Here is a 20,443-nt window from a genome sequence, read left to right as displayed (position 1 = left end):
GTTCAGGCAGCCTTGGTGGCCATCCGGTGCAGGAGACCGGCGACGAGCGCGACCCGGTCGGGGATGTCGTCGACGATCACGTGCTCGTGCCGGGCGTGCGGGCCGGCGCCGCTGCAGCCGAGCCCGTCGAGGACCGGGATGCCGAGCGCGGAGATGAAGTTGGCGTCGCTGCCGCCACCGACGCTGATCGGCTCCAGGGGACCGCGCAGCTCACCGGCGACCTCGTCGGCCAGGTCGAACAGCTCCTTGCTCGCCGGCGTCGGACGCATCGGCGGGCGGCTCCACCCGCCGCCGACCTTCACGTCGACGCGCGGGTCGGTGGCGCGGAGCGCGGCGAACACCGCGTCGACGCGGTCGGCCTCGTCCTGCTGCGTGATGCGGACGTCGACGAGGCAGTGCGCACGGCCCGCGACGACGTTACGGACGGTGCCGCCCTGGATGGCGCCGACGTTGATCGTGGTGCCTGCCTCGGGGTTCTGCGCCGCGGCGAGCTGGGTGACCAGCTCCGCCATGGCGTGGATCGCGCTGGCGCCGCCGGCCGGGTCGTTGCCCGCATGCGACTCGATGCCGGTGGTGGTGACGTCGAAGATGCCGCAACCCTTGCGTCCGGCCTTGACGTCCCAGCCGATACCGGGCTCGAGGACGAGGGCCGCCGCGCTCGCGCGGGCCGCGTTCTCGATGTGTTCGCGCGAGGCCACGCTGCCCGTCTCCTCGTCGCCGGTGAGCTGGAAGGTCACCGTCGGGTGGGGCAGGTCCAGGGCACGCAGGGCACGCAGCGCCCAGACGCCCGTGACGATCCCTGCCTTCATGTCGTAGATGCCCGGGCCCCTGGCGACGCCGTTCTCCACGCTGAAGGGCCATTCGGCGAGAGTGCCCGCCGGCCACACCGTGTCGTAGTGGCAGACCAGGAGCACCCGCTCCCCCGAGGTGCCGGGGTAGGTCGCCTCCAGGATGTCACCGCGCTCCGGCTGCTCGCGGCGGACCCATTCGGCCGGCGGGCCGAGCCGCTCGTGCAGCCAGGCGGTGAGCGCGTCGGCGGTGGTGTCGAGGAGCGCCTTTTCGGTGCTGGGCGACTCGAGGCCGACGAGCATCGACAGGTCGGCGAGCAGGTCGTCGAGGTGGGTGCGGAACCAGGTGGAGAGCGGCTTCGCGGACATGAGGGTGCGCCAATCTGTGGGTGGAGTACGGGAGTTGAGGCGGGACTAGCGGACGGGGACGCCCGGGCCGAGCGGGATGCCCAGGGTGTACCAGGCGAGGAACAGCACCACCCATACGACGAGGTTGACCACCGCGAGGGGCAGCACCAGGGACATCAGCGTGCCGATGCCCGCGGAGGGCCGGTAGCGGCGGATGAATCCGAGCGCGATGACGAAGTACGGGCTCATCGGACTGAGGCTGTTGGTGGGCGCGTCCGCGATCCGGAACAGCGCCTGGCTGGTCTCCGGCCGGATGTGCAGCAGCATCAGCATCGGCACCAGGATCGGGGCGACCAGCGACCACATCGCCGAACCGCTGGTGAGGAACAGGTTGAGCAGGCTGATCAGGAGCACCGCGCCGATGAAGATCACCACGGGCTGCGCGCCGAGCGAGTCGAGCACATCGGCCCCGGAGATCGCGATGACCTGGCCGATGTTGCTCCACTTGAAGTAGCCGAGGAACTGCGCGACCACGAAGAAGAGCACCAGGACCGGGACCAGTTCGCGCAACCCTCGGCCCATCAGCTCCGGGATGTCCTGCGCGGCGGTGATGGTGCGCACCGTCAGTCCGTACACGATGCCGATGAGCATGAAGAACACCATCAGGATCACGGCTATGTTGTCGAACAGCGGCGATGCCACGACGGAACCGCCCTCCCCGCGCAGCGGGGAACCCGCGGGCAGCATCGCGAGGACCACCGCGGCCACGTACAGCGCTCCGGCGGTGATCGCCCGGCGCACGCCCTTGCGCTCCTCGGCGGACAGGGTCATGTCGGGCAGCTCTTCGACGTCGGTCAGCTCCAGCTCGACGGCGTTCATCGCGGCGACCCGGCGCACGACGACGGCTTCGGTGACGATCGTGATGGTGATCGCGAGCAGCAGCGTGGACGCCACGGAGAAGAACCAGTTCGAGACCGGAGTGACCGCGTAGGACGGGTCGATGGTGTGCGCCGCCGAGGTGGTCAGACCCGCGAAGATCGCGTCCGAGCCCTCGATGACCGGGCTGACGCTGCTCGCGCCGCCCACCGCGACGTAGGAGACGACGGCACCGATGATCGGGCTGCGGCCCACCGCGCGGAACGCGATCATGCCGAGCGGGATCATCACCACGAACGCGGCGTCTCCGGCCACGTGGGAGAACATGCTGGTGTAGGCCACGGCGAAGGTCACCATCTTGGCCGGGACCCGGGCGAGCGCGGCACGCATCAGTGCGGGGAGCAGGCCGGTGCCGTCCGCGATCGCGACGCCGAGCATGACCACCACGATCAGACCCAGCGGCGGGAAGTCGACGAAGTTCGTGATCGCATCGCCGAGGACCATCTTCACGCCCGCGTCGGACACGATGCTCTTGACGGCGATGACCGAGCCGTCGGCGGGCGAGACCACCGAGACGCCGAGCGCGGCGAGCAGCCAGCTCGCCAGGACGATCAGACCGCTCAGGATCAGGAAGAGCCAGAACGGGTGGGGCAGTTTGTTCCCTGCCCGGTCCACGAAGTCCAGCGCACGCAGGACCACCGAGGCCGGCGGCTGCCGTTGTTCCTTCACTTCGGCCATGAGGCCCTCCCGCTGCTGTTCCGTGGCGTTATGGCTCGCCATAAGACAGCGTGATGCGTGTTTGTGTCAATCACTGTCCAGTGAATGACAGAATCGCTCCCTGTACGCTTCTCGCATGCAAGAGATGGAGCACGGCCTCGACGACGCCGACCTTGATCTGGTGGCAGCGCTGCAGATCGCGCCCCGGGCGCCGCTGAACACCGTCGCCGAGATCCTGGGCACCTCGGCCAGCACGGCGGGGCGGCGCATCCAGCGGCTGCAGCAGCTGGGGCTCCTGCGTTTCATCAGCACCGTGCACTGGTCGCTCCTCACCACCGGCAATCCCTATGTGGTGTGGATCAAGTGCCGGCCCGGCGCCACGGGCGACGTCGCAGCCGCCATCCAGAAGGTGCCGCAGGCCCAGTCGCTCATCACCACCACCGGCGACTCGGACATCTACTGCACCCTCTATCCGCTGCCGGGCACGGACCAGCGGCGCCTGCTGACCCGGACGCTGCCCGAGATCCCCGGCATCGCGTCCATCCAGTCGCACCTCGTACTGCGCTCCGCCCGCGAGGCGTTCACCTGGCGGCTCGACCGGCTCACCGACCGGCAGACCGAGGAACTGCGCGGACAGGCCGACGCCCTTCCCGATGCGGCCCCCACCAGCGTCGGACCTCTCAACGAGGTCGAGTTCCGCACGCTCCAGCTGTTGGTCGAGGACAGCCGGATCTCCGCGGCACAGGTCGCCCGCGAACTCGACGTCAGCCGGTCCACCGCCTACCGGACGATCCAGTCACTCCTGGAATCGGGGGCCGTCCGCCCTCGGGTGGAGATCGAACCGGCCGTCCTCGGGTTCCCGATCACCGCGCTGTTCACCCTGGACGTCCAGCCGCGGCACGTCCCCACCGTGCTGACCACACTCGGCGAGCACTCCTGCGGGCGGTTCACGGTCATGACCGCCGGACCGGCCTCGATCCTCCACCACGGGGTCTTCGCCGACGAGGACCACTTGTCGAGGTTCGTCACGGACGACCTCGGCGCGCTCCCCGGCCTCAACGGCCTCAACACCTTGATCGCCCTGTCCGTCCTGCGCCGCCAATGGATCGACCGCGACGACGACTTCGTACTGGGACACCGGGCCCACGACATCCTGTCGCCGAGCCACGACACTCGATGACGAGGGGTGGAACCGGACAGCGACAGCTCGCCGTACGACAGGGCCGGGAGAAGTCGCAGGACCTCCGGGGCGGCCTTCCTACCGCGGCTGATCATGTTGACCGGCAGCAGCGACACGTCGGCGAGGAAGAAGTCGGCGAGATCCACGGCGAGTTCGCGGCCTGCGATGTAGCCGACGAGCGCGGCCCGGTCCCGCGGGCGCACCAGGGCCAGCGCGTCGCGCAGCACCGTGCCGCCGACGGTGTCGATGAGCACGTCGGCCCTGCCGCCGATCGCCTCCTCGGAGAGGTCGGCGGCAACGACCGCTTTGGCGGCGGGCGCGTGGGGCAGCTTGGCCGGGCGGCCGACCACGGAGGACCGGTGCGGCGGCTCCTACCTGTGCCACTACTCGTACTGCAACCGGTACCGGGTCGCCGCTCGCACCTCGAACACCCCGGACAGTTCGGCCGGCAACCTCGGTGTCCGCCGCGCGGCTTCGATCAGCTGACCGGCTCCCGCGCCGTCACGCCGACGTGGCGTCCTCGTCCTTCCGCGCCCCGGAGGTCATCAGCTCGATGACCTCCGACACGTACCGGTCGGTGTTGTCGAAGTGACGGTTCATCGCCGCCACGGCGGCGGCGGCGTCACCGGCCGCGACGGCGTCGAAGATGCCTCGGTGCATGACGACCGCGGACGCGTCGCCGATGGTACGGCGGGTCGTCTGCTCCCTGACCCGTCGCAGCGCGCCGTTCATCAACTCGTAGATACCCAGGACCAAAGGGTTGTCCGCGGCGTCCAGCAGTATGCCGTGGAAGTCCATGTCGGCGGCGGCAAACTCCTGCACGTCGTGCGTGTCACAGGCTTGCTGCATGCGCTCCACGGCCGCTTCGAGGCCGACGAGGTGCTCATCGTCACGGCGCTCGGCAGCCAGGCCGACGAGGCCCGTCTCGACCATCCGGCGCAGTTCGGTGAGGCTGCGATACAGCTCAGTACCCTGCCCCGCGTCGATCATCGCCGCGAGCACGGTCGGGTCCAGATGGGACCAGCGGGCGCGGGCGTTGACGAACGTCCCACGCCCCCGCTCGACACGCAGCACACCCATCCGCTGCAGCGACCGCAACGCCTCGCGCAGGGTCAGGCGGCTGACACCCAGCTCCTCGGCGAGCTCGCCCTCCTGGGGCAGCCGGGTGTCGGCCTCGAAGCGACCGGAGACGACGGCGGACAGCAGCATTTCCTCGACACGGTTCGTGAGCGTGCCGGACTTCTCGCCGGGCAGCGCGCCGATCGTGATTGAGGTCCCCATGACGGTCAGTGTAGTCCGCGCTGCTGGGACAGCCCGCGGTCGACCGGGAGGCGCTGCGCCTGGGCCTGGAGCCCTGCCGGAAGCCCGTCGGTGATCCATTCCAGGTCCGTGCCGTATGCCTCGTCCGCGATCTTCCGGAGCAGCCGTTCGCGAACCGGCGCCAACTCCGGTACGCCCGCCAGGTCGTGCTCGTCCCAGGGGTCCGCGGGGACGTCGAAGAGCTGTACGACGTTGCCCATGGGGTAGTAGACGAGCTTGTGACGGCCGTCGTGGGCCATGCGCGTGGCCTCCGCCCCCTCCCCGTACTCGCCATGCAGGAACGTGCGGGTGTCCTCGACCATCGACACACCCTCGACCTCGTCCGGCACCTCGATCCCGGCGAGGCCGAGCAGCGTCGGCATGACGTCCTGGAGGCCCACGAGTCGGTCGTCGACCTCACCCGTCGGCACACGCCCGGAGGTGGTGTCGCCGACGAGGAGCATGGGGACGTTCGCGGACTTCTCGTAGAAGACGCGCTTGGCCCACAGATCGTGATCGCCGAGCATGTCGCCGTGGTCCGAGGTGAACATGATGACGGTGTCGTCGAGCAGCCCCTGCTCACGCAACGTACCGATGACGAACCGCAGTTGGTGGTCGACATAGGTGCACTGGGCGTAGAAGGCACGCTTGGCCGCCAGCTCCTCGGCCTCCCGCATTCCGACCGGGCTGTCGGCGTGCCGGCGCCGCTGGAGCTGCGGCGGCGCCGTCTCACCCTGGACGACCCAGTCGCCGACGATCGGTTCGTCCATCTCCTGTCCGGCGTACATGTCCAGGTAGGCCGCCGGTGGTGTCAGCGGCGGGTGCGGCGCGGTGAACGACAGGTACCAGAAGGCCGGCTTGGTGGGATCGCGGCGCACGATGGTCTCGGCCATCGTCCGAGCGGCCCAGTGGGTGACGTGCATCGTCTCGGGCAGGTGCCAAGGACGGTACGTGTACTGGTTGTTGCTCATGCCGTGGGCGTAGCTCAGCCCGGCGTGTCCGTTGGCGGCGAGGAACCGTTCGTAGTCGTCGGCCACACCCCACTGCGAGCGACCCTCCTCGCTCAGCCAGACATCGTCGAAGCCGATGCGGCTGCGCTGCGGGAAGACGTGCAGCTTGCCCACCGCGTACGCCTGATAGCCGTTGTCCCGGAACGTCTGCGCCAGCGTGGGCAGTTCGGGCATCGGAAGGTCCTGCTGGAAGATCCGGTCGCCGTGGGTGCGGGGCGTGGTTCCGGTCATGATGGAGCGCCGGGCCGGCACGCACACCGGGGATTCACTGTAGGCGCGGGTGTAGCGGGTCCCGGCCGCGGCTAGTGAGTCGAGGGTGGGCGTCTGGATCACGGGGTGACCGGCACATCCCAGGAGCCGGCCGAACCAGTGGTCGACGGTGATGAGCAGAACGTTGGGACGGGCAGGCATTCAGGACTCCTGGGCGTTACGTGCAGGGGTTGCGGAGACGTCGGGGGCGGGCGCCGGGACGGTCGGCGGGGACCCGAAGACGGTGCGGGCGATGCCCGCCATGACGGCGGCGAACACCATGACCCCCGCCAGGAAGAGCATCGACGCGGAGAGCGAACCGGTTGCGCCCTTGATGGCACCGACGGCGTACGGCCCGACGAAACCACCGAGATTTCCGACCGAGTTGATCAGCGCGAGACCTGCCGCGGCCTGCGCTCCCACCAGCAGACGGGAGGGAAGACTCCAGAAGATCGGCTGCCCGGCGAACATACCGACCGCCGCCAGACTGATGAACGCGAGTTCCACCACGGCGTTTTCGCTCAGCGCGGCACCGGCGAGGCCGGCGGCGCCCACGAGTGTGCAGCCGGCGATCTGCCGGTAGCTGCGCCCCGTACGAGCGGCAATGCGTGGCCAGAAGTACAGCGCGATCGCGGCGAAGAGGAACGGTACGGCGTTGAGGAGTCCGTTGACGGTGGCCGAGACGTCGAGCTCGGCGATCAGCGTCGGCAGCCACAGCCGGAGTCCGTACGCCGCCGTGGGGAACGCCGCGAACCACAGGCACAGGAACAGCACGCGCCGGTCGAGCAGCGCCCGCCAGCCACTGCCGTGCGAGGCCGGCGCGGCCGCCCGCTCGGCGTTCAATGCCCCCACGAGCCAGGCGCGTTCCTGCGCGGTGAGCCACTTCGCCGACTGCGGCGAGTCCGGCAGTGCGAAAAAGACCACGACGGCCAACACCAGGGCGGGCAGTCCGGTGATGACGAACACCCACTGCCAGCCCTCGACACCGAGGAAGCCGTGCATGTCCAGCAGGATGCCCATCAGTGGCGCACCGACCACGGTCGAGACCGGGTTGGCCAGCAGGAACAAGCCGATGACCTTCCCGCGGTGTGCGGCCGGGACCCACTGCGAAAGATAGAACAACGCTCCCGGGTAGAACCCCGCCTCCGCGGCACCGAGCAGGAAGCGCAGCGCGTTGAAGGACATCACGTCCTGCACCAGCGCCGTCAGCACGACGATGACGCCCCAGGTGAGCATGATGCGGGCGATCCAGCGCCGCGCACCGAAGCGGACGAGAGCCAGGTTGCTGGGTACCTCACAGAGGAAGTAACCGATGAAGAAGATGCCCGCGCCGAACCCGAACGCCGCGTCCGACAGTCCGAGACCCTCCTGCATGCCCAGCTGGGCGACGCCGATGTTGGTCTTGTCGACGAACGAGACCAGGTAGCAGACGGCGAGGAGGGGCACGATCCTCCACATCACCTTCCGCATGACGATGCGTTCCACGACTCCCCCAACTTCTCTGATGTCTTATATCTGAGAGGAAGGTAAGGCATGGAGGACTCCAACGGCAATGCTGTAAAGCGCGTTGAGGCATCGCTACAGGTGGAAGCCCGGCGAAGGAACCTTGGTGGTGGCCGCCGCCTCACCCGCCGCCGCGTCGACGTGCTCTTCGCGATGCTCCGCGACAGCGCCCTCTACCAACCGCGCCCCGCCACGAACCCCAGTTCCTCCTCCGCGGGCAAGCTCTCCACCTGTCCGAGTACGACACTCAACCCGACACCCGCGACTGGTTCGCGCACCAGCAGCCCACCGAACGCCCCGGCCCACTGGCGCGCACTCTGGCTCAACTTGCGCAGCGTCGCGGCCGCTTCCCTGCTTTCTCGTGCAACCCTCGGACGCCTTCGTGAGTCTCCTGTGTGCCGAACTGTGGGTCACGCCTGGAACAAATTCGGGCAAACGCCAACGGTCCAACACCTCATCGAAGCGGGATGTCCGCCGGACGCCGCTGTCCCCTGCAGGAGCTCAACGCATGGCCACGCACATACGCCCTACCACCCCGCCTCCGACGCGCATCCGCGTCGCCACGGCGAACGCCTCGGCGGCGCCCCTGACCGGCGACGTCGCGTTCTCCGCCGGCAACACCACTGCGTCCAGGCCGAAGAACGCCGGGGACTTCGTCGCCCTGTACGAGTCGGCGAACCGCATCACGTCGGCCAAGCGCACCTCCATCAGCCAGAACACCGAGAAGGTCGGTACCGACCTCGACGGCGGCACCGTCGCGATCCTTCAGGGCTCGGCCTGCCGCCTGCCCGGTGGCACCGCCATCGCCGACTCCGCGGCCTCCTCTCACGACCGCTGGGGCGCCGCCCTCGCCGCGAGCGACATCACCTGCCACGGCTACCCGATGTTCGGGGCGAACGCCGCCAACTGATCCGAAGCCATGAGTAGTTCATCCGACGGATGACGGGTGATCCCGTCACACCGAACTGCCGGACAGGCCCGTACTGCGACGTCGTCCACCAGGCCCACCTCGGCGACCACTCATGGGGCGATCAGCACAGCAACACCCGTCTCGTCATCGTCAACAACCCCAGTGAAAGGCCCGTCCATGAAGCGCACGCTCACGTTGATCACCGCGCTGGCCGTCACCGCGCTGACGCCCACAACGGCGCACGCGGCGGTCAAGAAGGCCAAGCCGCCACTCAGTTGCGACTCCCGGACGTTCACCTCAAGACCGGGCCCGAGCTTCAGCGACCCGGAGGACGCCGACGCCCAGATGAACGTCATGGGCCCGATCATCGAATCGATCAACAGCGCCAGTTGCGGGCAGACCATACGCGTCGCCATGTACTCGATCGGCAGCACCCAGCCGGGCCCGGACTTCGCCAACGCCCTGATCGCTGCACACCAACGTGGCGTCATCGTCAAGGCGCTGATGGACTCTCACAGCGACAATGCGATCTGGCAGTCGATGGTCACCGAGCTGGGCAACGACCCGCAAGCCTCCAGCTTCGCCGCGCTGTGCCCTGGCGGCTGCCTGACCCACTACTCCGGCTCCGCCCTGCACGCGAAGTACTACATGCTCAGCGGCGGGAGCGACGCGAACAGGACTGTGACCGTCAGCAGCGCCAACCCCACCTCCGCCCAGGCCAGAACCGCGTGGAACAGTGGCGCCACCGTCAAGGGCAACGTCGACCTGTACAACTCCTACGTCCGCTACTTCACAGCCATGGCCAAGGGGGCGCTGGGCGGCCCGGGCCCGTTGGTGCCCGACTACTACAACTCCACCAGCGGTGAGGCCGCCAGGACGACACTGTCCCCGCCCTCCTACCAGTGGCCCAAGGCGCGCTCCAAAAGCGACACCTGGGTCGACTTCCTGAACAACATCAAGGCGCCGGCCACGATCAACATCGCCATGTTCGAGTGGACCTCTCACGGGCAGCCGGGCGACCGGAACTATCTGGAGCTGCCGAAGAAGTTGGTGAGCCTGGCAAAGACCGGCGTGAAGATACAGATACTCTTCACCGCCGGCCAGGTTGACGGCAGCGTGCAGAACTACCTGAAGGACCGGCCCAATATCACCGTGCACGACACCAGCCGCGGCACCGACGCGAACGGCAACGCTCTGCACTACACGCACGACAAGTACATGATGGTCAGCGGCGGTTACGCGGGTGCGACCAACTCGAGACTCGTGTTCGTCGGCTCCTCGAACTGGACGAGCAACGGCGTCTGGCACAACGACGAGTCGGACCTGAAGCTGGTCGGCCAGTCCAGCTACGACATGTTCAAGACGGACTGGCAGAACCAGTTCAACCGCTGCTGCGGGACCATGGCGCGGGAGTTGAGCGCCGAGGAGCGCGCCGAGAACACGGCACGCGAGATTCCGATCGATCCGGAGCAGGTCGAGGAATAGGAATTCCCGGCCACCGCCAGCCGGTTACTTGCCGAACCCTGCCGTGAGGCCGTCGAGCAACTGCCGACGGCCGAACGCGTACAGCATCAGGATCGGCAGCGTGGTGGGGACGACGCCGGCGAGGAGGGTCTGTACGGCGAGTGGTGTAACTCGCGTGCAGAGAGCGACAGTTGATGACTGATGTGAGGAGTGGTACCGAGGCCGGCAAGGCAGCCACGGATGCTTCCGAGGCCGTGGGCAAGAAGCGGCGGAAGCGGTTCGGTGGAGTCGACGAGACGGTGCTGTCGCTGTCCGCGAAGGGCCTCAGCCATGGCGAGATCTCCGCGCATCTGGCCGAGGTGTACGGCACCGAGGTGTCCAAGTCGACCTGGACGCGGTCTACTCGATGGTCTTCGTCGACTGCGTGAACGTGAAGGTCAGGGACGGCCAGGTTACCAACCGGCCGGCATCCGGAAGAGAACGCTGCGGAGGACAGCACGGCGCCGGCGTCACTGGTCTTGATGTCGCTGACTGCTCCCTGGTGACGAGTAGTGCGGCCGGGCCGGTCCTCCTCGCTCATCCAGCCGTCGTCGAGGACGACCCGGCGGCCACGGAGTGCGGCCCAGTCGAACGTGTCCGAGGCTTCAGAGGTGGCACGGCTCACGGGTCTCCCCACGGTGGTCGGTTTGCCGCACACGGTGCACGCCCGACTCCGCGCCGTCCAGGTCCGGCACGCCGACATCACCCGCTCGCACAGCGGCATCTTGAAGCGGTCGAGAGATCCGTTCAGCCGATGGTGAAGCGCTGGTTCTGGGCGCCCCGGTCGCAGCGGGCAGTGCGGTAGAGGCCGTTGTCCTGCTGGTAGAGGCAGCGGCCCGTGCCGACGCTTTGGAGCATGATGGCGCTGCGGGCGGCGGGCTGGACGGTGCGCCACTTCTGGTACGAGCCGCCGTTACAGCGCAGGGGGTAGACGTCACCGCGGTCATTGCTGTCGAGGCAGCGGCCCCAGTAGTTGTTCTTAAGAGTCGTGCTGGTGTTGAGGCGGCCGTTCCACTGCCACAGGAGGCTGCCGCGTCCGGTGGTGCAGCGGTCGCCCTTGAGGCCGGTTTCGTCGGTCTCGCGCAGGCAGTCACCGTAGCGGTAGTTCGCGAAGCGGCTGGTGGCGGTGGCAGCCGAGGCGGGTGCGGGGGTGAGGAGGGGGAGGGCGAGGGCGGCTGCGGCGATGAGGGCAGCGAAGGCTTTCCGGGGTGGGCGGCGCACTGAGGGGCTCCTTACGGTGGTTTTCAGAGGTACCTCGGCAGGATTCCCGAACACCACCGCTTACGCCTGAAAAATGGGGAAAATCACCGGAACGAGCCGCTCATGCCGGCCGATCCGGTCCGGCGACGGCGCTGGGCCGATCACCGCGGCACGCTCGATGCCATCGCATGGAAGTACCGCACCAACTCTGCGGGTGCCCGACACATCATCCGCGCAGGTGAAGACCCTGATCGTCGATCACAGTCATGGGAGGTCACGTCGCCGACGACTGCGCTGTTCCAGGACGCGGTGGACGGCGACCGCGACAAGGACATCGAGGTCCTGGTGCTGCGGCACCAACTCGCGGTCTTGCAACGCCAGGTCGACACGCCGGCATTCACGCCGGGCGACCGACTACTGTTCGCCGGGCTGCTCCAGCACCTGGGCCGACTTTCTGCGCAGTCAGACCAATGGCCTGCCGGCCTGCGACTTCTTCGAGACGATGCAGACCTGCCGGCGCGAGCTTCTGGACGCACCCTCACGAATACCACCGTCCCACATGACCTGCGCGGACGGCGTTATCGGCAACAGCAGCGCCGTGCTGCCCCTGTCGGCATCAACCACCGCTTGCTGCAAGGGGATTGACGCCCGTCGCAAGCCCCCTTTAGCGTCCCGGACACACGCCATCGATACGCATCGACGTGTCGCGGCATGCATCGCGTGTGTCGACGTACGTATTGATGGGTAGCGACGTGCGCACCGTGCAGGAGAGGCGTGCGTACCTCCGGCCCGCGACGCGGATGAGGCAGGTGAGGCAGGACGATGTCGGCCACCAGCAAGGACGTCGCGCGGCTCGCCGGAGTCGCGCAGAGCACCGTCTCGTACGTACTCAACAGCCGGCGCCCGGTCTCCGCCGACACCCGGCGGCGGGTCGAGGACGCCATCCGGGAGCTGGGCTTCCAGCCGCATGCCGGGGCGCGGGCGCTGGTGAGCAGGCGGACGCGGGTGATCGGTCTGGTGGTGCCCTTCGGGACCGCGGGCGATCCTGCGGGGCTGATCCCGTTCCTCGACACGATCACCACCTGCGCCCGTGAGCGGGACCACGATGTGCTCCTGGTCACCGCCGACGAGGGGGCCGAGGGGCTGCGCCGGCTCGCCGGGCGCGCGCTGTGCGACGCCGTCGTCCTGATGGGGATCGAGGCGGACGACGAGCGGATCCCGGTCGCCGCCGCGCTCCCGGTGCCCGTGGTGACGATCGGTGTGCCCGACGTGCCGTCCGAACTGCACTGCGTGGACCTGGACTTCAGCATGGCGGGGCGGCTCGCCGTGGAGGAGCTGGCCGCCTGCGGGCTGCGCAGGGTCGTCCTGCTCGGGCACGCCGAGTCGGAGGTGGCACGCGGCCTCAACTATGTGGCGCGGTTCGCGCGCGGGGCCGAGCGGGCCGCCGCGGTGGCGGGCCTCGGCTTCCGCTCGGTCAGCCCGCTGGAGCCCGAGCACGGTCCGGTGACGGAGGAGGTGCGACGCCAACTCGCGGACGCGGAGGGGCCGGTGGGGTTCGTCGTCGCCGGGCACCGCGCGCTGCCGCACGTGCTCGCGGCGCTGCGCGCGCTCGGCAGGGTGCCCGGAGAGGACGCCGCCGTCGTGGCGCTGTGCACCGACGAGCGGGCCGTCGCCGAGCCCTCGGAACCGAGCAATGTCTCCACGGAGCCGCGTGAGGTCTCCCGCCGTGCCATGGACCTGCTGTTCCGCCTCCTGGACCAGGAGGGTGCGGGGGCCTCGTCCACGGTCGAGCTGGTGGCACCGCGGCTGACCAGGCGGGCCACGACGACCGTCCCGGACATCAACACCACCGTCACGACGGTCACGTCGACCGCCCCGGACACCACCGTCACGACGGCCGTCCCGCACACCAACACCACGGTCACGTCGCCCGTCCCCGACACCAACACCCCTGGCACGTCGCCCACCCCAGGCCCCACGGTCACGTCCTCGTCCCCCTGATCCACGCCCGCCCCGTGGCCGGCGCCCGCACCACGCAGCGCGTCATCGATACGTATCGACCGGACCATCGACCGGGAGGAAGCGCATGTCTCAATGGCGAGATATACCCGCGCGCACGATACGCAGGCGGCGAAGGCGGCTGATCGGCTGCACCCTGCTGCCCGCCGCCCTCGCCCTCACCGCCTGCGGCAACGGCGTCGAGCCCGGGGTGGACTCCTCGGGGCGCGTCGTCAGCCTGCGGGTGCTCGACTACTACACCAACCAACCCGACACCAAGATCTACCAGCGGCTGTACGCCGCCTGCGGCCGGCGCCTCGGGATCCGTATCGACCGCGAATCGGTGGCCGGCGCGGGCTATATGCCGCGTGTACTGCAGCAGGCCGCGTCCCGCACGCTGCCCGACGTCCTGATGCTCGACAACCCGGATCTGCAGCAGATCGCCTCCGTCGGCGCGCTGGCGCCCATCGCCGACTTCGGCCTGAGTACGAAGGGGTACGCGCGCGGTGTCGTCGCGTCGTCGACGTACCGCGGAAAGGTCTACGGGCTGCAGCCGGCGGCCAATACCCTCGCGCTCTTCTACAACAAGAAGCTGCTGAAGGAGGCCGGAGTCGAGCCGCCCGGAACGTGGAGCGAACTCAAGCACACCGCAAAGGAGTTGACCGGATCGGACACGTACGGGGTGGGCTTCTCCGCCGTCGCCACCTATGAGGGCGCCTGGCAGTTCCTGCCGTTCATGTGGTCCAACGGCGGCACCGAACGCAACCTCGCCACCCCAGCCACCGCGCAGGCCGTGGGTCTGTGGCGCGACCTCGTCGCCGACGGATCGGCGCCCAAATCGGTCGTGAACTGGTCGCAGGCAGACGTGAACGACCAGTTCAAGAACGGCAACCTCGCGATGATGGTCAACGGCCCGTGGCAGCTGCCGTTGCTCGACGAGGCGCACAAGAAGAAGGGCCTCGAATTCGGCTTGGCCAAGATCCCCGTGCCCGAGGGGAAGAAGACGTCCGTGGCGCCGCTGGGCGGCGAGACGTTCACGCTGCCGCAGACCGGCGACCGGCGCACACAGAAGAAGGCTGCCCGGTTCGTGGCCTGCATGAACTCCGAGCGTGTGCAGCTGAAGCTGGGCCGCTTGCGCGATCTCGTACCCGCGCGCACCGACCTCGCCGAGCGGCTCGCCGCCGACGACCCCCGGCTCCGTGCCTTCGTGGAACAGGTGCGCGCCGCCCGTGCCCGCACCGCACTGCTCGGCCCCGCCTGGCCGAAGGCCGCCACCCGTATCTACACCGCCCTGCAGACCGCGCTCACCGGCGGCGCCACGCCGACGCAGGCAGTGAGGCAGGCCCAGAATGACTGACGCGACGCTGACCGCCGAAGGGCCCGCGGCATCCACGGCGCGGTCCGGCAGCGCCCCGCCGCGCCCCCGCTGGTGGCAGACGTCGGCGGGCCGCAGCCGCCTCTTCCAGGTCCTCGCCCTCGGCCCCGCCGTCGTCTACCTGCTCGCGTTCTTCGGCTATCCGGTGGTGCGCAACCTCGTCATGGGGTTCCAGCACTACACGACGAAGACGTACTACACCGGCGAGGCGCCCTGGGTGGGCCTGGACAACTACGCGGCCGTGCTCGGCTCGTCCGTGTTCACCCAGGCGCTGCTCAACACGCTGCTGTTCACGGCGGGTTCGCTGCTCGGGCAGTTCGTCATCGGCCTCGCCATCGCCGTCTTCTTCCGGCGCCGCTTCCCGCTCAGCGGACTCTTCCGCTCGCTGCTCCTGCTGCCGTGGCTGATCCCGCTGATCGTCTCCGGCGCGGTGTGGCGCTGGATCCTCGACCAGGACCACGGCGCGCTCAACCAATTCCTCGCCGCCCTCCACCTCACCGAAGGGCACCCGGGCTGGCTGTCCACGACATCCCTCGCCCTGGTCGCCGTCATCGGCGTCAACATCTGGATCGGCATCCCCTTCAACGCGACGATCCTGTACGGCGGGCTCCAGGACATCCCCGAGGAGCTGTACGAAGCGGCGGCCCTCGACGGAGCCACCGGTTGGCGCGCCTTCCGCCATGTGACATGGCCCCTGCTTCGCCCGGTGGTGAGCGTCGTCCTCGTCCTCGGCATCGTCTACACGCTCAAGGTGCTCGACATCATCCTCGGTCTCACCGGCGGCGGCCCTGCCAACGCCACCCAGACGCTGGCCACCCAGTCCTACCAACTCTCCTTCCAGACCTTCGACTTCGGGCAGGGCGCCGCGCTGAGCAATGTGCTCATCGTGATGTCCCTCGTCTTCGCCGTCCTCTACCTGCGCGCCAACCGGCGTGCCGTCGACGAGTGAGGTCCGCCATGGCGTCATCGACACACTCCCCCGCCCGCGGCGACGCCGGCCGGGCCTGGGGCAACACCGCGATCGGCCTCGTGCTCATGGTGTTCATGCTGTTCCCGGTGTACTGGATGGTGAATGTCTCCTTCCAGCCCGGCAGTGCGGCCACCGCCACCGACTGGTTCCCCAGCACCTTCGACTTCGGCGGCTACGCGGCCGCCGTCCGCGACCAGGGCCAGAACCTGATCACCAGCCTGACCGTGGCCCTGGGCAGCGTCGCGGTCAGCCTGCTCATCGCGACGCCGGCCGCGTATGTGCTCTCGCACTTCAAGCTGCGCTGGGCGGGCCCGGTCCTGCTCGGCATCCTCATCAGCCAGATGATCCCGGGCATCGTCATCGCCAACGCCCTCTACAGCGCGTACAACCAGCTCGGCCTTCTCAACTCGGTCGGCGGCCTGATCGTCGCGGACGCCTCGCACGGCGTGCCGTTCGCGATCCTGATCATGCTGGCGTTCATGCGCGCCATCCCACCGTCGCTCGTCGAGGCGGCGCGAGTGGACGGGGCCGGGCACACGCGTGCCTTCTTCTCGATCGTCGTCCCGATGAGCCGCAACGCGCTGATCACGGCAGGCCTGTTCACGTTCCTGTTCGCCTGGAGCGACTTCCTGTTCGCGCTCACGCTGACGACCACCAAGACGGTCCGCCCAGTGACGCTCGGCCTCTATCAGTACCTCGGCGCGCACGTGAACGACTGGAGCGCGGTCATGGCGACGGCGACGCTCGCGTGCATTCCTGCGGTGCTGCTGCTGGTCGCGGCGCAGCGGTACGTGGCCGCGGGCGTGGCCGGCGGATCGGTCAAGTAGCCCGGCGCCAGGGCTCCAACCACCCCCACCAGAAAGGTGATTCACCACATGTCTCCATCCCAGTCTTCTTCTCAGGACAACGCCCCGATCCGTGTGACCGTCTGGGGCGAGAACCGCCACGAGCAGACCGAGGAGCACGTCGCGAAGATCTACCCGGACGGCATGCACGCCACCATCGCCGACGGCATCCGCGAGAACCTCGGCGACGGCTGCACCGTGCGCACCGCCACCCTGGACGAGCCCGAGCACGGCCTCACCGAGGAGGTCCTCGCCGCCACCGACGTGCTGACCTGGTGGGGGCACGCCGCACATGGTGACGTCAGCGACGCGGTCGTCGAGCGGGTGCACCGGCACGTTCTGTCCGGCATGGGGCTGATCGTGCTGCACTCCGGGCACTGGTCGAAGATCTTCACCAAGCTGATGGGCACCAGCTGCACCCTGCGCTGGCGCAGCGAGCACGACCGCGAGCTGATCTGGACCGTCGACCCGACGCACCCGATCGCGCAAGGGGTGCCGCACCCCATCGAGATTCCCGAGGACGAGATGTACGGCGAGTACTTCGACATCCCGGCCCCCGACGAGCTGGTCTTCGTGTCGTCGTTCAGCGGTGGCGAGGTCTTCCGCAGCGGCTGCACCTTCCGGCGCGGCCACGGCAAGATCTTCTACTTCCGCCCCGGCGACCAGGACTTCCCGACGTACCACCACAAGCACGTCCGCAAGGTCATCGCGAACGGCGTGCAATGGGCGCGCACGGACCGCCCGGTGGAGCGGGCGTACCCGGAGCTGCTCCGCTACGACACCGGCGAGTTCTTCAAGGGCGGCTCGTACCAGGGGCCGCTGTCATGAGCCACATGAGCCACCGGATCATCGCGAACGGCCCCGAGGATCCGCTGCGCGTGCTCCTGGTCGGCGCCGGCGGGATGGGACGCGCGTGGCTCCGGGCGCTAGCCGCTTCGCCGACGGCCGCGCTCGTCGGCATCGTCGACCTCGACCTGGAGGCGGCGCGGGACGCGGCGCGCGAGACGGGACGCCGGGACCTGCCGGTCGGCGCGGACGCGGTGCGACTCGCGGTGGAGACCGGTGCGCAGGCGATCGTGAACGTCACCGTCCCCGCGGCCCATCACCCGGTCACGACCGCCGCGCTCGCGGCCGGGCTTCCCGTCCTCGGCGAGAAGCCGGTGGCCCCCACGGTCGCGTCCGCGCTCTCCCTCGCGGCGGCCGCGGAGGTGACCGGCGAGCTGTTCATGGTCAGCCAGTCGCGGCGCTGGAACCCACAGGTGTTCGCACTACGGTCGGAGGTGACGGAACGCCTCGGCCAACTCGGCGGCGTGACCACGGAGTTCTACCGAGCGCCCCGCTTCGGCGGTTTCCGCGACGCCATGGCGTACCCGCTCCTGGTGGACATGGCGGTCCACCCCTTCGACACGGCCCGCTTCCTGATCGGCGCGGAACCGGTGGCGGTCTACTGCGAGTCGTACAACCCGCCCTGGAGCTGGTACGCGGGCGACGCGGCGGCGAGCGCTGTCTTCGAATTCGCCGGCGGCGTGCGCTACACGTACCACGGCAGCTGGTGCCAGGGCGGCGACGAGACGTCCTGGAACGGCCGCTGGCGGCTCTCCGGCGAAAAGGGAACAGTCCTATGGGACGGCGAGACGCCCCCGACGACCGACCCGCCGGCCGCCCCGCCTCTGGACCCGGTCCGCACCCCTGACGGCATCGCGGGCGCCCTCGAGGTGTTCACGGCGGCCCTGCGCACCGGCACGGTGCCGATGGGCGAGGTCCACGAGAACATCCTCAGCCTCGCGATGGTCGAGGCAGCGGTCGAGTCGGCCCGCGCGGGGCGGCGTGTCCTGATCGACGACGTACTGGCCAAGGCCTACGAGGAGGCGGTACGCGATGAACGGGACGACCGGGTCGGGGCGCGACTGCGGGAGTGGGGCTCGCCGCGGTCCGCACTGAGCGGGACGACTGCCGTGCCGGGGTAGCGGCGGGCGGGGGTCGAGGAAGGTCTGCAAACCCGACAGGTCGGCCGTCATGGCGATGTCACCGTTGCCGACGGCAGGGTGTCAGTGGGGTGCGGTGCGGTGCGCACGGAGTGGCGCCGGCGCTCGAGTTGGGCGCGATCGAGCATCACGAGTGGGCTCCCGTACGGATGTTGACCGGACGACGGGCTTGACGAAGCGTCAGCCCCGGGTCCCGGTGCCCCCGCTCGGTAACGGGGGCACCGCAGCCCCCAACGGCCACCACCAAAAGGCCGCACACCACCCACCCAAATTCGGAACTGGGGTCAAAATTTCGCATGGCCCCATGGAGCTCGGAACACGATCTTGTTGAGGTGTCCTGGTTCGGTGTGCCCAGTGGGACGGTTCGGCTGTTCGTGATGCCGTTATGCTGAGTCCGTGATCATCAGGGGGATGGGCGGGCGGTGGCTCGTCGCCGCGTTGACCGCCTCTGCGGTACTCATCTCAGGGTGCGCGGCCCAGGTCGACCCCGACGAGCTGCCCGGCGTGTACCTCAACGACAAAACTGGCGGCAAGGTCCTCCTCAACCCTGACAAGACGTTCACCGCCACGGACATCTCGGCAAACGAAGCCACGGGGAGTGGAGGTACCGACCCCCTCGACTTCAGTGGCGAATGGGAGTTCGTTGCCAACGAGGAGTCCAGCGACTTCGTCTACCTGGAAACCAAGAACGGTGGCCTCGGCAAGATCGGCGACCTCCAGCTCTACGTGAGAAGCCAGCCGGAGGTGGAGATCCAGCCCGATCCGGATGGGCCGCCGACTCTGGTGCTCGCCAAGGCCACCGACCCGTAGATCCCACGGGTCGAGTCCGGGCCCGCAATACGGTCATGGTTGGGTCTTCTTGAGTCGGCGCCGGCAGATGAGACTGCAGGCAGCCTTTTCGGGAGATGACCGGCAGGAACTTCCGCTTGCGAAGTGCGGCCCGGTTCGGGTTCGACTCGTAGCCCTTGTCACCGAGTAGGGCGTCCGGGCGTCTCCTTGGCCGGCCTGGACGTCCTGCGACGGGCGGGATGCCGTCGACGAGCGCGAGGGTCTGGGTGATGTCGTTGACGGTCGCGGCGGTGCTGATGACTTTGAGCGGGGTGCCGCGGCCGTCACAGATCAAGTGGTGCTTGCTACCCGTCTTCCGCCGGTCGACCGGTGACGGACCGGTGTCGGCGCCCCTTTTGCCACCCCATAGGACGGGGAGCCGCCGGTAACAAACCGGGCACGGATGCGGCGCACGCCACCCCGACCATGATGGCGCGCATCGTCTAGTGAGCCTCCGTCCACGGCCTGCCGACCGGCCGGGGGCCCGGATCTGCGCCATGGCCGGCTCGTACGCACACCCGACCGTCCTCACGCCGGGAGCGCACGACCGCGTCGATGCGTGGAGGCGGTAGCCGCCAGACGCCATTGACCCTGGCGTGGCGGCAAAACCGGTTAACCCGGCAACAGGCATCCGGCACTCTTCCGAATCGCTGCGCTCGGCAAACCAATGTCTGTGTTCGCGAAGTGAGGGTTTAACGATCCGGGCAGGGAGAGTTTTTAGCGCAATGAGTAGAGCGGGATTAGTTCGTACCCGCGGGCCGCTATGGCGTGCTACTGTCGTCTCAGTTGCAGTTGTGGTTCCCGAAAACTTCAAGTGCTCCTGGCCGCATACTGCGGTGGGGGCACTTTTGTATTACCG

Annotated in this window: 17 protein-coding genes and 4 pseudogenes; 13 read left to right on the top strand and 8 right to left on the bottom strand. The window is 68.7% G+C overall.

Annotation, left to right across the window (positions count from 1 at the left end; genetic code table 11):
* Positions 1-2: 2 nt before the first annotated feature.
* Positions 3-1,157, bottom strand: a complete 1,155-nt coding sequence (locus tag OHA73_RS38150) for a M20 family metallopeptidase (protein ID WP_327657398.1) — start codon at positions 1,155-1,157, stop codon at positions 3-5.
* Between the two features lie 45 nt (positions 1,158-1,202).
* Positions 1,203-2,750, bottom strand: coding sequence for an AbgT family transporter (locus OHA73_RS38145; protein ID WP_327657397.1), 1,548 nt, complete (start codon positions 2,748-2,750; stop codon positions 1,203-1,205).
* Positions 2,751-2,865: 115 nt separating this feature from the next.
* Here OHA73_RS38145 and OHA73_RS38140 point away from each other — a divergent pair, with 115 nt between their 5' ends.
* Both OHA73_RS38140 and OHA73_RS38135 read left to right on the top strand, forming a co-directional pair.
* Positions 2,866-3,909 carry an Lrp/AsnC family transcriptional regulator gene (locus OHA73_RS38140; protein ID WP_267068173.1) on the top strand — a complete coding sequence of 348 codons (1,044 nt, stop codon included), beginning with the start codon at positions 2,866-2,868 and terminating at the stop codon, positions 3,907-3,909.
* 360 nt (positions 3,910-4,269) lie between these two features.
* A pseudogene (locus tag OHA73_RS38135) lies at positions 4,270-4,395 on the top strand (SUMF1/EgtB/PvdO family nonheme iron enzyme); the annotation flags it as partial.
* A 15-nt stretch (positions 4,396-4,410) separates the two neighbouring features.
* Here the strand turns inward: OHA73_RS38135 and OHA73_RS38130 are convergent.
* From OHA73_RS38130 to OHA73_RS38120, 3 genes are read right to left on the bottom strand one after another with little or no spacing between them, the layout of a single operon-like run.
* A complete protein-coding gene (locus tag OHA73_RS38130; protein ID WP_327657396.1) occupies positions 4,411-5,190 on the bottom strand; it encodes a FadR/GntR family transcriptional regulator in 780 nt (259 codons plus the stop codon).
* A 5-nt stretch (positions 5,191-5,195) separates the two neighbouring features.
* A complete protein-coding gene (locus OHA73_RS38125) occupies positions 5,196-6,629 on the bottom strand; it encodes a sulfatase-like hydrolase/transferase (protein WP_327657395.1) in 1,434 nt (477 codons plus the stop codon).
* A complete protein-coding gene (locus OHA73_RS38120) occupies positions 6,630-7,952 on the bottom strand; it encodes an MFS transporter (protein ID WP_327657394.1) in 1,323 nt (440 codons plus the stop codon).
* A 526-nt stretch (positions 7,953-8,478) separates the two neighbouring features.
* Between OHA73_RS38120 and OHA73_RS38115 the strand changes: the two genes are divergently transcribed.
* Together OHA73_RS38115 and OHA73_RS38110 are read left to right on the top strand one after the other, a co-directional pair.
* On the top strand, positions 8,479-8,880 hold the full coding sequence (locus OHA73_RS38115) for a hypothetical protein (protein ID WP_266723127.1): 402 nt from the start codon (positions 8,479-8,481) through the stop codon (positions 8,878-8,880).
* Positions 8,881-9,057: 177 nt separating this feature from the next.
* On the top strand, positions 9,058-10,365 hold the full coding sequence (locus OHA73_RS38110; RefSeq protein WP_267068178.1) for a phospholipase D-like domain-containing protein: 1,308 nt from the start codon (positions 9,058-9,060) through the stop codon (positions 10,363-10,365).
* A gap of 24 nt (positions 10,366-10,389) precedes the next feature.
* Here the strand turns inward: OHA73_RS38110 and OHA73_RS38105 are convergent.
* Positions 10,390-10,500: pseudogene (locus OHA73_RS38105) on the bottom strand (carbohydrate ABC transporter permease); the annotation flags it as partial.
* A 104-nt stretch (positions 10,501-10,604) separates the two neighbouring features.
* On the opposite strand from OHA73_RS38105, the pseudogene OHA73_RS38100 reads away from it, so the two are divergent.
* A pseudogene (locus OHA73_RS38100) lies at positions 10,605-10,810 on the top strand (transposase); the annotation flags it as partial.
* Positions 10,811-11,130: 320 nt separating this feature from the next.
* Here the strand turns inward: OHA73_RS38100 and OHA73_RS38095 are convergent.
* Positions 11,131-11,604, bottom strand: coding sequence for an RICIN domain-containing protein (locus OHA73_RS38095; protein WP_327657393.1), 474 nt, complete (start codon positions 11,602-11,604; stop codon positions 11,131-11,133).
* A gap of 102 nt (positions 11,605-11,706) precedes the next feature.
* Between OHA73_RS38095 and OHA73_RS38090 the strand changes: the two genes are divergently transcribed.
* From OHA73_RS38090 to OHA73_RS38055, 8 genes are all read left to right on the top strand, one after another.
* Positions 11,707-12,228: a hypothetical protein gene (locus OHA73_RS38090; protein ID WP_443063172.1), complete on the top strand. Its 522-nt coding sequence runs from the start codon at positions 11,707-11,709 to the stop codon at positions 12,226-12,228.
* A gap of 177 nt (positions 12,229-12,405) precedes the next feature.
* Positions 12,406-13,584, top strand: coding sequence for a LacI family DNA-binding transcriptional regulator (locus OHA73_RS38085; RefSeq protein WP_327657392.1), 1,179 nt, complete (start codon positions 12,406-12,408; stop codon positions 13,582-13,584).
* 85 nt (positions 13,585-13,669) lie between these two features.
* Positions 13,670-14,938: a sugar ABC transporter substrate-binding protein gene (locus tag OHA73_RS38080; protein ID WP_327657391.1), complete on the top strand. Its 1,269-nt coding sequence runs from the start codon at positions 13,670-13,672 to the stop codon at positions 14,936-14,938.
* Positions 14,931-15,905 (top strand): carbohydrate ABC transporter permease, encoded by a 975-nt coding sequence (locus tag OHA73_RS38075; RefSeq protein WP_327657390.1) that lies wholly within the window; start codon positions 14,931-14,933, stop codon positions 15,903-15,905. The genes OHA73_RS38080 and OHA73_RS38075 overlap by 8 nt, the downstream gene beginning before the upstream one ends.
* Positions 15,906-15,913: 8 nt before the next feature.
* Entirely contained in the window at positions 15,914-16,753 is an 840-nt protein-coding gene (locus OHA73_RS38070) for a carbohydrate ABC transporter permease (RefSeq protein ID WP_327657389.1), read from the top strand.
* A gap of 48 nt (positions 16,754-16,801) precedes the next feature.
* On the top strand, positions 16,802-17,599 hold the full coding sequence (locus OHA73_RS38065; RefSeq protein WP_266723113.1) for a ThuA domain-containing protein: 798 nt from the start codon (positions 16,802-16,804) through the stop codon (positions 17,597-17,599).
* A complete protein-coding gene (locus OHA73_RS38060) occupies positions 17,596-18,738 on the top strand; it encodes a Gfo/Idh/MocA family protein (RefSeq protein ID WP_327657388.1) in 1,143 nt (380 codons plus the stop codon). The genes OHA73_RS38065 and OHA73_RS38060 overlap by 4 nt, the downstream gene beginning before the upstream one ends.
* 414 nt (positions 18,739-19,152) lie before the next feature.
* Entirely contained in the window at positions 19,153-19,566 is a 414-nt protein-coding gene (locus tag OHA73_RS38055; RefSeq protein WP_266723109.1) for a hypothetical protein, read from the top strand.
* 100 nt (positions 19,567-19,666) lie between these two features.
* On the opposite strand, the pseudogene OHA73_RS45855 reads toward OHA73_RS38055, so the two are convergent.
* Positions 19,667-20,083: pseudogene (locus OHA73_RS45855) on the bottom strand (transposase); the annotation flags it as partial.
* Positions 20,084-20,443 lie beyond the last annotated feature (360 nt).

Origin of the sequence: Streptomyces sp. NBC_00483 (genome assembly GCF_036013745.1) — a bacterium.
In the GTDB taxonomy this organism is placed as follows: domain Bacteria; phylum Actinomycetota; class Actinomycetes; order Streptomycetales; family Streptomycetaceae; genus Streptomyces.
This window is presented reverse-complemented; position numbering and strand designations above follow the sequence as displayed.